This window comes from Paenibacillus sp. YAE3 (assembly GCF_057546105.1).
In genome coordinates this window covers 161349-178938 of sequence record NZ_BAAIYF010000008.1, presented here as the reverse complement: position 1 = coordinate 178938, position 17590 = coordinate 161349, and the positions used below count along the sequence as shown (strand labels likewise).

Genomic DNA, 17590 nt, shown 5'->3' with positions numbered 1-17590 from the left:
GGAGGGCTGCAGCTTGTTTCATCACATCACGGTGCTTAAAGAAGAAGCGACAGAAGGGCTGCACATTAAACGAGACGGCATTTATGTCGACTGTACGCTTGGCGGGGCGGGGCACAGTTCCCTGATCGCATCCAAGCTTGGAGAATACGGCAGGCTGATTGCGCTGGATCAGGACGACTGGGCGCTGAATAACGCCAGGGAAAGGTTGGCTCCTTACGAGGACAAGGTTTCCTTGGTCAAAACGAACTTCCGCCATTTGGAGGACGCGTTGAAAGAATTGGCGGTGCCGATGAAAGACGGCATACCGCAGGTCGACGGCATTTTGTACGATCTGGGGGTATCCTCGCCGCAGTTTGACGAAGGGGAGCGCGGCTTCAGCTACAATCATGATGCTCCGCTCGACATGCGCATGGACCGATCCTCGGACCTGACGGCTTGGCATATCGTCAATGAATGGCCGGAGCAGGAAATCGCAAGGGTGTTGTACCGGTACGGGGAAGAAAAATTTTCCCGCCGCATCGCGAAGTTCATTATCGAACACCGCAAAGAGGCCCCTATACAAACGACGGGGCAGTTGGTCGATATTATTAAAGAAGGAATTCCAGCGGCCGCGCGCAGAACCGGCGGGCATCCGGCGAAGCGGAGCTTTCAGGCGCTGCGGATCGCCGTCAACGACGAACTCGGGGCATTCGAGGAATCGCTCCATCAGGCCGTTCGGTGCCTGGCGCCCGGAGGAAGGGTGTCCGTCATTACGTTCCATTCCTTGGAAGACCGGATTTGCAAGCAAATTTTTAACGGCTATGTCGGAAAATGCACCTGTCCGCCCGATTTTCCGATGTGCGTCTGCGGCGGGAAAGGCGAGCTGAAGCTGGTGAACCGGAAGCCGATCGTTCCCGGCGAAGCGGAGCTCGAACAAAATCCGCGCGCGCGTTCGGCGAAGCTGAGGGTGGCCGAAAAACTATGAACGGCAGCAAATGCTTTTTACGATACAGAGGCTCTATGCTTGTGAAAGCGTAAGACTATGATGAAGGGGAAGAAGACATGGCCTATACCCGTGGTAACTTGGCAGTAAAAGAACAAGCACAGACAAAGCGCAAATCTCCCGGTTACCGGGAAAAGACGATGGTGGTCACCCGCCGAACCTATCTTCCGGTCAAAGAGAAACTGCTTTATCTGTTCACGATCGTCGCATGCGTCATGATCGCAAGCCTGGTCATCTGGCAAAACGCGAACATCTACGGGCTGAACAAAGAATACCAGAAGATCGAAAAATCGATCAAGGCGTCGAAACAGGAGATCAGCAGGCTGACGGTCGAGAAGCAGCAGCTGGAAGTGGGAATCCGCGATAAAGCGAAGCAAATGGGCTTCGAGGAAACCAGCGACCAGCAGGTCATCCATGTCGTGCGCACGCCGATCTCCGCCAAAGGCGGGGACGCAACAAACGGTTCCGGCACCGACAAAAAATAGAGTTTGTGAGGTTGGATCATGGTTAAAAGAATAAAACTTCGCACTTTGTTACTAGGAGGATTCATCACCCTCCTTTTTGTTGTTTTGTTTATTCGCATGTTTACGCTGCAAATCGTTCAGGGCGCGGATTGGCATGAGAAGGGCGTCGCCAGGTGGGAGAAGCAATCGAAGATCCCGGCGGAGCGGGGCACGATTTCCGACCGGAACGGGGACGTGCTGGCGATTAACGCCCCGGCCTATACGGTCGTGGTCAGCCCGGAAGCGCTCCATGCCAACGGCCTGACGGACAAGGTCGTGGACGGGCTTCATCGCATTTTGGGCAAAAACGTGGACGAGCTGAAGGCGCTGGTGAACGCGAAGGACAGCAAAACCGGCGAATACGCCAAAAGCCGCGAGGTCCGCAACGAGGGCTGGAAAATCGACGAAAACAAAAAAAAGCAAATCGATCAGCTGAACGACCAGTTGAAGGAAGAGCTGAAAAAGAACAAGAAAGGCCAGGAAACCGGCCTGGGCACGATCAAGGAATCCAAGCGCTATTATCCGAAAGGTACGCTCGCCGCCCACATCCTCGGGTATACGGACCGTGAAGGCAAGGCGGTAGCCGGATTTGAATACATGTTCAACAAGGAGTTGAAAGGGACGGACGGATATCTGAAATACGAATCGGACACGTCTGGCGACAAGCTTCCCAACTCGAACGAAATTTATAAACCTGCCGTCAATGGTAAAAATTATAAGCTGACGATCGATAACCAGATCCAGTATTATATCGAAGATGCCATGAAAGAAGCGTTCAACGAATACAAGCCGATCAGCATGACGGTCATTGCCGCCGATCCGAAAACGATGGAGATCCTGGGGATGGCCAATCTGCCGACCTTTGATCCGAACAAGTATTGGAAAACGGATGACCCGAAGGACTTTTTTAACTATGCGGTAAAAGCGACGTACGAGCCGGGTTCCACGTTCAAGATCGTCACGTTGGCCGGGGCAGTGCAGGAAAAGCTGTTTAATCCGAATGCGTTCTACAAATCGGGAACAATTAGGGTGCAGGGTACGCACCAGGATCTGCACGACATTAAGCGTTCAGGCTGGGGAACGATCTCTTACCTGGAAGGGGTCAAACGTTCCAGTAACGTGGCTTTTGTTAAGCTAGGAGAAATGCTGGGCAAGGAACGGTTATTGAAGTATATCAGAGATTTCGGCTTCGGCGAAAAGACGGGCATTGATCTGCCGGGGGAAGTATCAACGAAGATCAATCTGCCGGGCCCGGTCGAAGTAGCCACCGCTTCTTACGGCCATGGCGTATCGGTCACGCCGATCCAGCAGCTTGCGGCGATCAGCGCCGTGGCTAATGGGGGCAAACTGTTAAAACCGCAAATCATCAAAGAAGAGGTTGATCCGAATAACGGAACCACCAAGACTTTTCCGCCTTTTACAGTACGTCAGGTCATTTCGCCGGAAGCTGCCAAAGAAACGAGTTATTACCTAGAGCAGGTTGTCGCTGACCGGAAAGACGGCACGGGGAAAAATGCATACATCGACGGTTACCGCGTAGCAGGTAAAACGGGAACGGCTATCAAGACTGTAAATGGCAAATACGATTCTTCCAAATCAGTCGTATCCTTTATCGGTTTCGCACCGGTCAACGACCCGAAAATCGCGGTCATCGTCATCATCGACCAACCGAACGATCCGACCGTGGGCGGCGGCAAGGCGGCGGCTCCGGTCTTCAAGAAGATCGTTTCGCAGTCGCTGCAGTACATGGGGGTACCAAGAAGCATCGAAAAGAAAGATGAGAAGGACGAAAAAAATAACGCTATCCAAGCGCAAAACCGTCCGCCTGCTCCCGATTTGACGAACAAAAACCTGAAAGACGCGGAAAAGCAGCTCCTCAAAGCGGGCATCGCTTTCGATACGTTGGGCAAAGGGGAGACGGTCGTCAAGCAGTTTCCGGTTAAAGGGACGCCGCTTAGCCCGGGACAACGAATTTATTTGTTTACCCAAACCGACAACGTCATGGAGGTTCCCGACCTTACCGGCGAATCGCTGCGCGACGCTTTGGATGTTCTCACGTTGATGAAGGTTTCGGTAAACGTTAGCGGCGAAGGGTATGTCGCCAGCCAGAAAGTCACGAACCAGAACGGGAAACGGACGGTGCAGCTGACGTTAAAACCGGCGGATATGCTGGACGAAAGCAAGGACGGAGACGACGACAACTCGGATAAGGACGATAAAAATCGGCAAACCGGCAAAAACGACCAGGCCGGCGGGAGGAACCAATCTTCATTGGGCAGAACCAACGGCGTCAACAATGATAACTGAAAAATTCGGATAAAACCCTGTCATTTCAGGGCAGCTTGTTCTATCCCCTGTTTGTCCAGAATACGATGTTAGGAATAAGACATGACGATCTGGATAAGCAGGGAGGAATAAGAGTGAAAGTTTCGAATGTGACGCGCAGACGCAGACTTCTCGTAAGCTTGGCCGTTCTTTGCTTGCTGTTTGCTGCTATAATAGTAAGGCTTGCGTATGTCCAACTGGGCAAAGGAGCGGAACTCTCGGCGAAAGCGGAGGAAAACTGGAGAAGGCAAATTCCGTCCGTCGCCAAACGGGGCGAAATCCAGGACCGGAACGGCGTGCCGCTGGCGTACAACATCAGTTCGCCTACGATTATGGCAGTGCCGGTTCAGGTCAAAGATCCCGACAAGACGGCAAGACTGCTTGCGCCTTTGCTCGGGATGACGGAAGAAAAGATCAAAAGTTTGGTTACCAAAAGATCGATGAGTGTGAAACTTCAACCCGGTGGACGCAAAATTACGATGGAGCTTGCTCAGAAAATTCGTGATTTAAACCTGCCGGGTATCGTTGTTGCCGAGGACAATAAGCGGTATTATCCTTATGGGGATCTTGCGAGCCATATTCTCGGCTTTACCGGGATCGATAACCAGGGCTTGACCGGCGTCGAGAAAAAATACGACAGCAAGCTGAACGGCATCCAGGGCAGCATCTCGTATCTGTCGGATGCCGGCGGCCGCATCATGCCGGGTTCGTCGGAAAAATACGACGCGCCGAAGGACGGGCTGACGTTAAAGCTTACGCTCGAAAAGTCGATCCAATCGATCATGGAGCGGGAGTTGGATCAGGCCATGGTGCAGTATCAGGCCAGGGGCGCCTGGTCCATCGCCATGAATCCGAAAACGGGCGAAATTTATGCGATGGCGAGCAGGCCCGGATACGAACCGGGAAATTACAAGGAATATGCTTCCGAGGTCATTAACCGCAACCTGCCGATCTGGATGACCTACGAACCGGGTTCGACCTTTAAGATCATCACGTTAGCCGCGGCGCTGCAGGAAAAGAAAGTCGACCTGAAAAACGAACGTTTTTTCGATCCGGGTTACATCAAAGTTGGCGGCGCCACGTTAAAGTGCTGGAAGCGCGGCGGCCACGGCAGCGAAACCTTCCTGCAGGTGGTTGAAAACTCCTGCAACCCCGGCTTTGTCACCTTGGGCAATCGGCTCGGGAAAGACACGCTGTTCAAATACATCCGCGATTTCGGCTTCGGCGCGAAAACGGGCATCGACTTGAACGGCGAGGAAAACGGGATTTTGTTCAAGCCTTCCCGCGTCGGCCCGGTCGAACTGGCGACCACCGCTTTCGGACAGGGCGTATCCGTTACGCCGATCCAGCAGGTGGCAGCGGTCTCGGCGGCCATCAACGGCGGGTATTTGTATAAACCGTACGTGGCGAAAGCGTGGGTCAATCCGGATACGGGCGAGGTCGTCAGCGAAAACAAACCGCAGCTGGTCCGGCAGGTGATCTCCGAGGAAACGTCGAAGCAGGTGCGCGAGGCGCTCGAAAGCGTCGTGGCCAACGGCACCGGACGCCCGGCCTTCATCGACGGCTACCGGGTCGGCGGCAAAACGGGGACCGCGCAGATCGTCGTCAACGGACGGTACTCCGCCACGGAGCACATCGTGTCGTTTATCGCTTTCGCACCGGCGGACGATCCGCAAATCGTGGTTTACACGGCCGTCGACAATCCGGCGGGCATCCAGTTCGGGGGCGTGGTCGCCGCGCCGATCGTGCAAAACATTTTGCGGGATTCCCTTCAGGTTTTGAAGGTGCCGCCGCGCAAGGATCAGCTGCCGAAGGCATACAAATACGGAGACACGCCGATCGTTACCGTGCCGGATCTGGTCGGGGCGACCGTGCAGGATTTGTACGAGGATCTGAACATGAATTTCGTGCTGTCCAAATCGGGCACCGGCAACACGGTCATCAGCCAGGCGCCGAAGCCGGGCAGCCGGGTGGAACGCGGGTCGACCATTCGCATATACATGGGGGCCGATCCGGAGCTGAAGGAACAGAACAAAGCTCCCCAATAGAGGTCTTAATCATCGCGGCAATGGACGATAATAGAAACTAGAGCGAGGGATATGTAATGAAACTGAACGAACTGGCTTCAACACTAACAATTGCAAAAATCAAAGGAAGCGGGGACATCACCATCACCGGTCTTCAGACCGACTCGCGCAAAGTGGCGCCCGGGGACGTGTTTATTTGCTTGCCCGGGCATACGGTGGACGGCCATGATTATGCCGGGCAAGCGGCCGAACAAGGAGCCTCGGCGCTTGTCGTCGAACGCGAGCTGGACATCGACCTTCCGCAGGTCATCGTCAAGGACTGCCGTTACGCGATGGCGGTGATGGCGGATGCGTTTTTCGGCTCTCCCAGCTCCCACATGAAAATGATCGGCGTCACCGGAACGAACGGGAAAACGACCACCACCTACCTGATCGAAAAGATGATGAACGACCACGGAATCCACACCGGCTTGATCGGCACGATCCAAACCCGTTACGGGGGCCGCACGTTCCCGATGTCCGGCACGACGCCGGAGGCGCTGGAGCTGCAGCGATCCTTGGACGACATGTCCGCCAATGGCGTTCAATGCTGCGTGATGGAGGTTTCCTCCCATGCGCTGGAGCAAGGGCGGGTGAAAGGAACCGATTTCCGTACGGCCATTTTCACGAACCTGACCCAGGACCATCTGGACTACCATAAAACCATGGAAGAATACAGAGCCGCGAAAGGCCTCTTTTTCTCCCGGCTCGGCAACAAATTCGGCCGTCAAGCCAGCGAGCGGAAATTCGCCGTATTAAACGCCGACGACGAAGCATCGCAATATTTCGCCAAAATTACCGCCGCCGAGGTCATTACATACGGCTTGGACGAAAAAGCCGACGTGCGCGCTTCCAACATCTCCATCACGGCACAAGGCACGTCGTTCCATGTGGACACGTTCCGCGGCAGCGCCGACATCCAGCTGAAAATGGTCGGCAAATTCAACGTGTACAACGCGCTTGCGGCCATTACGGCAGGGCTGCTCGAGGGGCTTGAACTGGACGGCATCAAGCGCAGCCTGGAATCCGTGCCGGGCGTCGACGGACGCGTGGAGGCCGTGGACGAAGGCCAGCCGTTTGCGGTCATCGTGGATTACGCGCATACGCCGGACGGCCTGGAGAACGTGCTCAAAACGGTCAAAGAGTTCGCCAAGGGACGGGTCATTACCGTGTTCGGCTGCGGCGGCGACCGCGACCGCACGAAACGCCCGGTGATGGGCAAGCTTGCCGCGAAGTACAGCGATTTCGTCATGGTTACTTCGGACAATCCGCGGACGGAAAACCCGGACCTGATCCTGAAGGACATCGAGGCGGGGCTCGCCGAAGATGCCGTGCCTCAGGACAAATACCGGCTGATCGTGGACCGGCGGGAGGCCATACAAAAGGCTATTGAAATGGCAAGCCCGGACGATGTAGTATTGATTGCGGGGAAAGGTCATGAGACCTACCAAATCATTGGACATACGAAATACGATTTTGACGATCGGGTCGTGGCCAAGGAAGCGATAAGGGGTATGAACAAGTGATTACGAAGAAGTTGGGCGAAGTAGCGGTCATGTGCGGGGGATCCCTGGCGCATGACCATGATTGTGATATACGGGTCAAGGGGGTCTTTACGGATTCCCGCAAAATCGAAGCCGGCAGGCTGTTCGTGCCGCTGGTGGGCGAAAAATTCGACGGCCATGCCTTTGCCGCGGCAGCGCTTGAAGGCGGCGCATGCGCCGTGTTATGGCAGCGGGACCGGGGCCTTCCGCCGGAAGGTCCCGCCATCGTCGTGGAGGACACGCTTGCCGCGCTGCAGGCATTGGCCAAGGCTTATTTGGCCGAAGTCGGATGCCGCGTCGTCGGCATCACGGGCAGCAACGGAAAAACGACGACGAAGGACATGGTATACGCGCTGCTCGGAACTTCCTTTAAGGTTCATAAAACCGGCGGGAATTTCAACAACCATATCGGGATGCCGCTGACGATCCTGGAAATGCCGGAAGATACGGAAATCGCCATTCTCGAAATGGGCATGAGCGGCCGCCACGAGATCGAGGCGCTGTCAGCCATTGCCTCCCCCGACGTGGCCGTCATTACGAACATCGGCGAAGCCCATCTCCTTCAGCTCGGATCGAGACACGAAATCGCCCGTGCCAAGGTGGAAATCATCAGCGGCATGAAACCGGGCGGCCTGCTGGTTTACCATGGCGACGAACCGTTGATTCCGCTGGTGCTCGGCGAGCCGGAGACGGTAAAACCCGAAGGGCTGAAAACCTTCACGTTCGGCATGGATCCGGACAAAAACGACGATTATCCGACGGGCATGATGTTCCATGCAAAAGGCGTCATTTTCACTTCCCATCGTCATCCCGAGGAAGGTCTTGACCTGCCGCTGCTGGGACAGCATAACGTCATCAATTGCCTTGCCGCGCTTGCGGTGGCGGATCACTTCGGCATCGGGAAGGAGCAGATTCGCGAGGGATTGTCCGGGCTGCGTTTGACGGGGATGCGGATCGAGCAGATTACGGCGCCAAACGGCCTTACCGTGCTCAATGACGCCTACAATGCCAGTCCGCTCTCGATGAAGGCGGCAATCGACGTGCTGGACAGCCTTAAAGGCCACCGCAAGAAAATTGCCGTTCTCGGGGACATGCTTGAGCTTGGGCCGAAAGAGCTCGAGTTTCATGCCGAAGTCGGAGAATATGCCGCGGACGGCAAAGTCGACATGCTGTATACGTACGGAACGCTGTCGGCCGAAACCGCAAAAGCCGCCAAAAACAAACGTCCGGATATTCCGGTCTATCATTTTGCCGATAAAAAGGAACTCGCCGCCCATCTTGCCGGGCAGGTACATCCGAAAGACATCGTGCTGATTAAGGCTTCGCGCGGAATGAAATTGGAAGAAATAGTGGATGCTCTTGTCGATCAAGACTTGCATAACTAACATACGGAGGGGGTGAATCCATGGATTATCAATTGCTGCTGCTGACGATCGGAGTTTCGTTTATTCTCGCAATCATTGCCGCTCCTCTCCTGATTCCGCTGTTGAGGCGGCTGAAATTTGGACAGCAGGTACGGGACGACGGCCCGCAAAGCCACTTGAAAAAAGCCGGTACCCCGACGATGGGCGGCGTCGTGATCATTTTGGCGTTTACGCTGTCTTTCTTGAAGTTTTCGGTCATTAATACCGATTTTTATGTCATGCTCGTCGCCACGCTTGGTTTTGGCCTCATCGGATTTCTCGATGATTATATCAAAATCGTGTTCAAACGTTCGTTAGGTCTGACGGCGCGCCAGAAGCTGGTCGGCCAGCTGCTGTTTGCGGCCATCATGTGCGTTTTGCTCATTCAAAACGGGCACAGCACCGCGATCCACGTGCCGGGAACCTCCTTTTCGTTTGATTGGGGCGGATGGTTCTATTATCCGTTTATCGTGATCATGATGCTTGCGATCAGCAACGCGGTCAACTTTACGGACGGCGTGGACGGCCTGCTGTCCGGCGTGAGCGCCATCGCGTTTGCGGCTTTTGCCCTGGTGGCGATGCAGGCGACGTCTCTGTCGGCAGCCGTTTGCGCCGCGGCCATGATCGGAGCGGTGCTCGGCTTCCTGGTGTTTAACGCGCATCCGGCCAAAGTATTCATGGGCGACACGGGCTCCCTCGGCATCGGCGGAGCGATCGGCGCGATTGCGATCGTGACCAAAACGGAGCTGCTGTTCCTTGTCATCGGCGGCGTGTTCGTCATCGAGATGTTGTCCGTGGTGCTGCAGGTCGCATCGTTTAAAACGAGAGGCAAACGCATATTTAAAATGAGTCCGATCCACCACCATTTCGAATTGTCGGGATGGTCGGAATGGCGCGTCGTCATTACGTTCTGGCTGGTGAGCATCGTACTCGCGGGCATCGGACTTTACTTGAACAAGGGGTTGTAGAAAATGAAGCATCCAGAATCGTACAGGGATCAGGAAGTCGTCGTGCTCGGCCTTGCCAAAAGCGGTGTACAAGTTGCCAAGGTCATGCACGCTTACGGCGCGAAAGTGACGGTCAACGACCAAAAAGACAGAGATCAATGCCCCGAAGCCGGGGAACTGGAGGCGCTCGGAATTACCGTCATTTGCGGCGGTCATCCGGCGGATCTGGTTCATCCCGGTATTTCTCTGCTTGTCAAAAATCCGGGCATTCCTTATAAAGTAGGTCCGGTGCAAAAAGCGCTCGAGCTCGGCATCGAAATCGTAACCGAAGTCGAGGTCGCCTATCATATTTGCAGCGCGCCTATTATCGGAATCACCGGCTCGAACGGCAAAACGACGACGACGACCTGGGTCGGAAACATGCTAGAAGAAGCCGGCCTGCGCCCGATCGTGGCGGGCAACATCGGAACGCCGCTTTGCGAAGCCGCTCAACATGCGGACGGCGGCAACTGGATGGTAACCGAGTTGAGCAGCTTCCAGCTGAAAGGAACGAAGGCATTCCGTCCGCGGATCGGATGTTTGCTGAATTTGGCGGAAACGCATCTCGACTACCACGGAGATATGGAGGATTATGTCGCCTCCAAAGCGAAAATGTTCGCCAATCAGGGAGAAGGAGATACCGCCGTCCTCAATTGGGATGATTCCACCTGCCGCGAGCTTGTGCCTTATATCAAGGCGAAAATTCTGCCGTTCTCTATTAGCGAAGAATTGGCGGAAGGCGTCTATGTCAGCCCGCCGTTTATCCAGGGCGCAGAAGACGATTTGCCGCGGAAGATCGTGTACCGGGATGAACATGGCCGTCTGACGGAGATCATCCCCGTGGAGGAAGTCGGTATTCCGGGCCGTTTTAACGTTGCAAATGCGGCGGCCGCCTGCGCGATCGCCATTGCCGCAGGCGTCCCCGCAAACCGGCTGAGGGGTCCGCTGTCCTCCTTCCGCGGCGTGGAGCACCGCCTGGAATACGTGAAGGATTTGAACGGAGTCGCCTACTACAATAACTCGAAGGCGACCAACTCCAAAGCGACGATGATGGCGTTGACATCCCTTCATCGTCCGATCGTTTTGATCGCCGGGGGCCTCGATCGGGGTTCGGATTACATGGAGCTGGTGCCGGCATTGTCGGAACGCGTCAAAGCGGTCATCGCTCTGGGCGAAACGGCGCGGAAAATCGCCAAGGTATCGGAACTTGCCGGATTAAAGCATATCGTCGTCGTCGATAATGAGGATGACGCCGCCGGCACGCTGCGCGCAGCCGTCAAGGAAGCCGCAGCCGCCGCAGAACCGGGGGATATCGTGCTTTTGTCCCCTGCCTGCGCCAGCTGGGACATGTTTGCTTCCTATGAGGAGCGTGGACGCATTTTTAAAGAGGCGGTGCATAATCTTTAAGTAGGGGGGTGGATAAGCCCCTACTTTTTTGCAAAAGGTGGCCTCTTCATGAACAAGACACGCCCGGCGCCGGACTTGTGGCTGTTTCTATGCATTATGGGACTGCTCGCGATCGGCATCATTATGGTATACAGCGCAGGTTCGGTACTGGCTTTCCACGAACACGGAGACTCTTTCTATTTCGTCAAACGGCAGTTGCTTTTTGCCGGACTTGGGCTGGTAGCGATGTTTTTTACGGCCAATATCGATTTTCGGGTATGGAAAAAATACGCCAAAATCGCGTTGATCGTCTGCTTCGTGCTGCTGGTCATCGTGTTGATACCGGGGATCGGCGTCGTTCGCGGCGGCGCGCGCAGCTGGCTGGGCATCAGCTCGTTCGGGATCCAGCCGTCGGAGTTTATGAAGCTGGGCATGATCCTGTTCCTTTCCAAATGGCTCAGCAGCGACGAATGGGACATTACGAAGTTCGGCAAAGGTTTGATGCCGCCGCTCGGGTTGGTCGGACTGGCCTTCGGCCTGATCATGCTCCAGCCGGATTTGGGGACGGGAACGGTCATGATGGGAGCGGCGATGATGATCATTTTTACGGCCGGAGCGCGTCTTGGCCATTTGGGGATGCTGGGATTGGCCGGAGCCGCAGGCTTCGTCGGCCTCATTCTTGCGGCGCCTTACCGGCTGAAGCGGATTACCGGATTTCTCGACCCTTGGTCCGATCCGCTCGGTACGGGGTATCAAATCATCCAATCTTTGTACGCCATCGGGCCCGGAGGGCTTGGCGGTTTGGGTCTTGGCATGAGCCGTCAAAAGTACAGCTACGTTCCGGAACCGCAAACGGACTTTATCTTTTCCATTTTGGCCGAAGAGCTGGGGTTCATCGGCGGGTTGATCGTGCTTCTGCTCTTTTTGATTCTGGTGTGGCGGGGCATGCGCATCGCCATGACGATACCGGATCGTTTCGGCAGTTTGTTTGCGGTAGGCATCGTCGGCATGGTTGCCGTGCAGGTCATTATCAATATCGGCGTCGTGATCGGACTGATGCCGGTAACGGGCATTACGCTGCCGCTGATCAGCTATGGCGGCTCGTCGCTGACGCTGATGCTGACCGCTCTCGGCATTTTACTTAATCTATCAAGATACGCGAGGTGATCGGCATGCGCGTCGTGTTAACAGGCGGAGGAACCGGGGGACACATCTACCCGGCTATCGCCGTTGCGAGGCAATGCGAAATAGAAGATCCGGATTCAAAATTTTTATATATCGGCGGTACCAAAGGTTTGGAAAGCACGCTGGTTCCGCAAGAGCAAATTCCGTTCCAATCGATCGAAATTACGGGCTTCCGCCGCAAATTGTCGGCCGAAAACATCAAAACCGTGATCCGATTTTTGAAAGGCGTCAAGGCTTCCAAGCGGATGCTCGCCGAATTCAAGCCGGACGTGGTCATCGGCACGGGCGGATACGTCTGCGGTCCGGTCGTTTACGCCGCCGCCAAGTTGGGCATCCCGTCGATCATCCATGAGCAGAACGCCATCCCGGGGTTGACGAACAAGTTTTTGAGCCGGTACGTCAGCACGGTCGCCGTCAGCTTCGAAGGATCGGAGCGCTCTTTTCCTAAAGCCAAACGGGTAATTTACACGGGGAATCCGCGTGCAACCACCGTGCAGTCCGCCAACAAGGAGCGCGGTTTCGCATCGCTGGGCATTCCGATGGACAGCTCGGTCGTGCTTGTCGTCGGCGGCAGCCGCGGAGCGAAGGCGATCAACGATGCCATGATCGAAATGGCGCCGCAGCTTGAGAAGCTGAAGCATATCCACTTTGTTTATGTGACGGGCGAACATTATTTCGAAAAAACGCGGGAGGAGATCCGGAGCAGGCTCGGCAGCATGCCCAATCATCTGCATGTGCTTCCGTACGTGCACAACATGCCCGAGGTGCTGGCGGCCACGTCGCTGATCGTCAACCGGGCGGGAGCTTCTTTTCTTGCCGAAATAACCTCGTTGGGGATTCCGTCCATCCTGATTCCATCCCCGAACGTGACGAATAATCACCAGGAGGCCAACGCGCGGCAGCTGGAAAAGGCCGGAGCCGCAAAGGTCATTTTGGAAAAGGATTTATCGGGAAAAAGACTCTTTCAATCTATTGAGGATATCATGGGCAATTTGCAGGTGCAGAGGGAGATGTCGGGGCAATCGAGAAAGCTTGGAAAGCCCGACTCCGCGAACTTGATCGTCGAAGAGATGCGCCGGCTCACATCGGGGCGGTGAAAGGGGCTGGGCGATTGTCACACACTGGTCGCGCGCGACATAAGATACTCTATAATCGTGACAATCACCAACCCGAACGCCGGCCCCGCCCGAACCTGCGCGGAAAAAGCCGCAGCTTTAGGTCCGAAGCTGGAACGTTGATATAGCGGAAATCCCTTTTGGTCAGGAAGATACCGGCTGGTTGTCATCAAGCCGCACCGCGAAAAACTGTAACCATGCTAAGCCGCCGGAGCTCATGGGTCTGATGTGTCACGCAAAAACAAGTCCGCTGGAAGATTGCACTGGATGTTAGGCCGGTCAATGACAGCAGAGGACGATCTCATCCTGTAGCATTCATTTTACGAAACTGAAATCTCGAAGCAGGCACCATCGGCAAATGCCTGCTAGGGAGAATGCGGCGGTTGAGGGGTAAACTCGGAGGTGATACATTGGACAAATTGGTGATTGAGGGTGGAAAATCCCTGTCAGGAACCATACGTATCCATGGAGCAAAAAATGCCGCATTGCCTATTCTGGCAGCGAGCTTGCTGGCCGCAGGCAAAGTTCAGCTGAGCAATGTCCCCCGTCTGCTGGACATTGACGTCATGCTGGACATCCTGGAACGGATCGGCTGCACGACTTTGCGTGATCAGGAGACGGTTGCCTTGGATACGTCGTCCGCCAATTCGTTTCATGTACCGGAAGATTTAATGAAACAAATGCGCTCCTCTATTTTTTTGATGGGGCCTCTGCTTGCGAGATTCGGGGAGGTTGCCGTCTATCAACCCGGCGGCTGCGCGATCGGAGAGCGCAAAATCGACCTGCATCTCCGGGGACTTCAGGCGCTCGGCGCCGAGATCGAGGAACTTGAGCAGAGAATCATTTGCAAGGCCAGCAAACTCAAGGGGGCGGATATCCATCTGGACTTTCCGAGCGTGGGCGCAACTGAAAACATCATGATGGCAGCCGTTCTGGCGGAAGGCACGACGACCATCACGAATGCGGCGCGCGAACCGGAGATCCAGGATCTGCAAAACTTCCTGAATGCGATGGGCGCGAACATCATCGGAGCTGGTACGGATACGATCACGATTCAAGGCGTAAGCAAGCTTACCCCGTGTTCGTATAACATCATTCCCGACCGGATCGTAGCCGGAACCGTGATGATTGCCGCCGCGGCCACGAGAGGCAACGTCACGCTGACCCACTGCAACCCGGCCCATCTGTCGTCCTTGATCCACGTCCTCAAACGGGCCGGTGTTCAAATCAGCACCTACAATGATATAATAAACGTTAGCAGCATGGGCCGTCCGAAGGCGGTCGAACGTATCGTCACATCGCCTTATCCGTCTTTTCCGACCGACTTGCAATCCCAAGTCATGGTGTTGCTCTCGCTTGCCGACGGCTTCAGCGTCATGAAAGAGACGGTATTCGAAGGCAGGTTCAAGCATGTCGATGAATTGACGAGAATGGGGGCGGACATACACACCGACCTGAACTGCGCATTCATCCGCGGCGTGAAGCGGCTGTACGGTGCCACGGTCGAAGCTACCGACCTGAGGGCAGGAGCGGCGCTGGTCATTGCCGGACTGGCCGCCCAAGGCAAAACCATCGTCGAGCAGGTGCATCATATCGACAGAGGATATGAACATATCGAGCAGCTCTTTCAAAAGCTGGGAGCTGATATCCATCGGTTTTCGCCGGTGCCCAAATCGCTAGATTTAGCAAATTAACACCAAACTTATCCCCTCCCTCCCGCGAGAGGGGATAAGAGGTATTTTGTGGAGAGAATCCTATGCCTAAAGCTCATATTCCCGTTTTAAAAGAGAACAAGCCCAAAAAAAGAGCAAGCCGGAAAATCATAGCCATTTTGCTGCTTTTGTTTATCGCGATCCTGGTTATCTTGTTCTTCCGTTCGCCGGTAAGCCAGGTGACGGAGATCCAATTTACGGGAAGCACGTTTTCCTCGAGGGAACAGCTTTTGCAGGCCAGCGGCCTGAAGGAGGGCAGCCAATATTTCGGCGTTTCGCCTTCCGAGGTCGAACAGCGGCTGCTGAAAATCACATCGATTCAAAAAGCCGTGGTGGACAAGCAATTTCCCGGCAAAATCAACGTCAGGATCGAAGAATATCCCACCGTCGCGTATGAACTGGGCGAAGGGGGACGTTTGGAAGCCATTCTTGCGAACGGCTCGAAATTGGCCGTAAACAGCATCGGCATCGCCGTGGAAAAGCCGATCTTAACGAAATGGAGCCCAAGCGATCCGAACAAGGCGGAACTGTGCAAAGTGCTGGGAAAAATTCCGAGCGAGCTGACGTCGGACATTTCGGAGATCATCCCGTCGCCGACGGCCTCCTTTCCGGATCGGATCAAGATGTACACGCGGTCCCGTTTTGTCGTGATTACGGCCGTCTCTCTTTTGAGCGACAAAATCGAATATTTGAACCAGGTCATCGAAACGGCTGAGCCGGGAACGATCACGATGCTCGAAGCCGACACGTATACGCCTTTCGAGCCTCCGGCCGATGCGGACCCGGACGAAAATGACACTACTCACGGCCAATAAAAAATGCTACAATTAACTTTATGGGTTATCTTATACCGTTTGAACTAAAAATGGTTTATTTCATCTATTCATCAACGCGAATTTGACGTGCGGAAGACGAGGATTCCTTCGTTTTTCGCACTTGGACATCTCCCTCTTTTTTCTTTTGATTTTTACCCTGTTATACTAAATGTTGGCAGTCGAAAAATTTGTAGAAAAAAGAGGGAAAGAATATTCTATGTTGAATATGTAAAAACGAGTGTTTTAAACATGGGGAAGATACTTTAGAAAACAGGAGGTGCCACGGTTGAGCAACAATGACATCATTGTTAGTTTGGACATCGGTACATCCAAAGTTCGTGCTATTATTGGGGAAGTGAATAATGGAACCTTTAATATTATTGGAGTTGGATCTGCCGACTCGGAAGGAATTCGCAAAGGTGCAATTGTAGATATTGACCAGACTGTACAATCCATCCGCAGTGCCGTTGATCATGCGGAGCGTATGGTCGGTATTGAAATATCGGAGGTATACGTCGGCATTTCGGGCAATCATATCGGACTTCAATCGAGCCACGGCGTCGTGGCGGTATCGAACGAGGATCGGGAAATCGGCGAGGAGGACATCGAACGCGTGCTTAAAGCCGCCGAAGTGGTCGCCCTTCCGCCGGACCGGGAAATCATTGATGTAGTTGCAAAACAATACGTCGTAGACGGCTTGGAGGGAATTCAGGATCCGCGCGGCATGATCGGCGTCCGCCTCGAGGTGGAAGCGATCATCATTACCGGCGCTAAGACCGCGATACATAATTTATTGCGCTGCGTTGAAAAATCAGGCCTGAAAATTAAAGATTTGGTGCTTATGTCGCTTGGCGCAGGCCAGCTCGCATTGTCCAAGGACGAGAAAACGATGGGTTCCGTCCTGGTCGATATCGGTGCGGGATCCACGACGATCGCCATTTTCGAAGGCGGCACGATGGTTTCGACCTCGACCCTGCCGATCGGCGGCGAGTTCGTGACCAACGATATCGCCTACGGACTTCGGACGCTGACGGACCAGGCGGAGAAGGTGAAGCTCAAATACGGCTGCGCGTTAATGGCCGATGCCGCGCCTGACGTCACGTTTAAGGTGGTTCGCATCGGCAGCAACGTGGAGAAGGAATTTACCCAAGAAGATCTGGCGGCCATCGTCGAACCTCGGGTACAGGAAATTTTCCATCTGGTCCGCGAAGAAGTCAAACGCCTCGGTTACTCCGAGCTTCCGGGAGGATACATCCTTACCGGCGGCACCGTATCGATGCCGGGCGTATTGCAGGTTGCCCAAGGAGAACTCGCTGCATCCGTCAGAATTGCCGTGCCGGATTACATCGGCGTCAGGGACCCTGGTTATACCAGCGGCGTTGGTATTTTACATAACGTCATCCGCAGTATCCGCATGCGCAGCGGCAGCAGCGCAAACGTGAGCAGTGCGGGCAACAAGAAGACAGTGAACCGCCCAAAAGCGAGTCCTGCCACGAATCCGGAGACTGTCCAAAAACCAGGCTTTATTGAACGATTGAAAAATATTTTCAGTGATTTCATATAAGCAG

At 54.7% G+C, this 17590-nt stretch carries 13 protein-coding genes; all 13 read left to right on the top strand.

Annotated features, from left to right (window positions below; genetic code table 11):
* Positions 1-13 precede the first annotated feature (13 nt).
* On the top strand, positions 14-964 hold the full coding sequence (gene rsmH / locus AC27KL_RS17045; RefSeq protein ID WP_339324105.1) for a 16S rRNA (cytosine(1402)-N(4))-methyltransferase RsmH: 951 nt from the start codon (positions 14-16) through the stop codon (positions 962-964).
* Positions 965-1041: 77 nt separating this feature from the next.
* Positions 1042-1467: a hypothetical protein gene (locus AC27KL_RS17040; protein ID WP_339324106.1), complete on the top strand. Its 426-nt coding sequence runs from the start codon at positions 1042-1044 to the stop codon at positions 1465-1467.
* 18 nt (positions 1468-1485) lie between these two features.
* Positions 1486-3792 carry a penicillin-binding transpeptidase domain-containing protein gene (locus tag AC27KL_RS17035; protein ID WP_487170439.1) on the top strand — a complete coding sequence of 769 codons (2307 nt, stop codon included), beginning with the start codon at positions 1486-1488 and terminating at the stop codon, positions 3790-3792.
* Positions 3793-3905: 113 nt separating this feature from the next.
* Positions 3906-5858, top strand: a complete 1953-nt coding sequence (locus AC27KL_RS17030) for a stage V sporulation protein D (RefSeq protein WP_339324108.1) — start codon at positions 3906-3908, stop codon at positions 5856-5858.
* A 56-nt stretch (positions 5859-5914) separates the two neighbouring features.
* Entirely contained in the window at positions 5915-7402 is a 1488-nt protein-coding gene (locus AC27KL_RS17025) for a UDP-N-acetylmuramoyl-L-alanyl-D-glutamate--2,6-diaminopimelate ligase (protein WP_339324109.1), read from the top strand.
* The gene (locus tag AC27KL_RS17020; RefSeq protein ID WP_487170520.1) at positions 7402-8805 is read left to right on the top strand and encodes a UDP-N-acetylmuramoyl-tripeptide--D-alanyl-D-alanine ligase; all 1404 of its coding nucleotides are present in this window, start codon (positions 7402-7404) and stop codon (positions 8803-8805) included. Before AC27KL_RS17025 ends, AC27KL_RS17020 begins: the two co-directional genes overlap by 1 nt.
* A gap of 20 nt (positions 8806-8825) precedes the next feature.
* Positions 8826-9791, top strand: a complete 966-nt coding sequence (gene mraY, locus AC27KL_RS17015; protein ID WP_212947153.1) for a phospho-N-acetylmuramoyl-pentapeptide-transferase — start codon at positions 8826-8828, stop codon at positions 9789-9791.
* A gap of 3 nt (positions 9792-9794) precedes the next feature.
* A complete protein-coding gene (gene murD / locus AC27KL_RS17010; RefSeq protein ID WP_487170438.1) occupies positions 9795-11216 on the top strand; it encodes a UDP-N-acetylmuramoyl-L-alanine--D-glutamate ligase in 1422 nt (473 codons plus the stop codon).
* A 48-nt stretch (positions 11217-11264) separates the two neighbouring features.
* Positions 11265-12362: a stage V sporulation protein E gene (gene spoVE / locus AC27KL_RS17005; RefSeq protein ID WP_339324111.1), complete on the top strand. Its 1098-nt coding sequence runs from the start codon at positions 11265-11267 to the stop codon at positions 12360-12362.
* Positions 12363-12367: 5 nt separating this feature from the next.
* Positions 12368-13477, top strand: a complete 1110-nt coding sequence (gene murG / locus AC27KL_RS17000) for an undecaprenyldiphospho-muramoylpentapeptide beta-N-acetylglucosaminyltransferase (protein ID WP_487170437.1) — start codon at positions 12368-12370, stop codon at positions 13475-13477.
* 428 nt (positions 13478-13905) lie between these two features.
* Positions 13906-15189 carry a UDP-N-acetylglucosamine 1-carboxyvinyltransferase gene (gene murA / locus AC27KL_RS16995; RefSeq protein WP_487170436.1) on the top strand — a complete coding sequence of 428 codons (1284 nt, stop codon included), beginning with the start codon at positions 13906-13908 and terminating at the stop codon, positions 15187-15189.
* A 62-nt stretch (positions 15190-15251) separates the two neighbouring features.
* Complete coding sequence (locus AC27KL_RS16990; RefSeq protein ID WP_487170435.1) at positions 15252-16022, top strand: cell division protein FtsQ/DivIB; 771 nt, start codon at positions 15252-15254, stop codon at positions 16020-16022.
* 286 nt (positions 16023-16308) lie between these two features.
* Positions 16309-17586: a cell division protein FtsA gene (gene ftsA / locus AC27KL_RS16985; RefSeq protein WP_036713498.1), complete on the top strand. Its 1278-nt coding sequence runs from the start codon at positions 16309-16311 to the stop codon at positions 17584-17586.
* Positions 17587-17590 lie beyond the last annotated feature (4 nt).

What these genes read in the sequence shown, in the direction of transcription:
- AC27KL_RS17040 (WP_339324106.1), top strand. Translation starts at nt 1,042, where the DNA reads ATGGCCTATACCCGTGGTAACTTGGCAGTAAAAGAACAAGCACAGACA.
- spoVE (WP_339324111.1), top strand. Translation starts at nt 11,265, where the DNA reads ATGAACAAGACACGCCCGGCGCCGGACTTGTGGCTGTTTCTATGCATT.
- murG (WP_487170437.1), top strand. Translation starts at nt 12,368, where the DNA reads ATGCGCGTCGTGTTAACAGGCGGAGGAACCGGGGGACACATCTACCCG.
- AC27KL_RS17035 (WP_487170439.1), top strand. Translation starts at nt 1,486, where the DNA reads ATGGTTAAAAGAATAAAACTTCGCACTTTGTTACTAGGAGGATTCATC.
- murD (WP_487170438.1), top strand. Translation starts at nt 9,795, where the DNA reads ATGAAGCATCCAGAATCGTACAGGGATCAGGAAGTCGTCGTGCTCGGC.
- mraY (WP_212947153.1), top strand. Translation starts at nt 8,826, where the DNA reads ATGGATTATCAATTGCTGCTGCTGACGATCGGAGTTTCGTTTATTCTC.
- AC27KL_RS16990 (WP_487170435.1), top strand. Translation starts at nt 15,252, where the DNA reads ATGCCTAAAGCTCATATTCCCGTTTTAAAAGAGAACAAGCCCAAAAAA.
- AC27KL_RS17025 (WP_339324109.1), top strand. Translation starts at nt 5,915, where the DNA reads ATGAAACTGAACGAACTGGCTTCAACACTAACAATTGCAAAAATCAAA.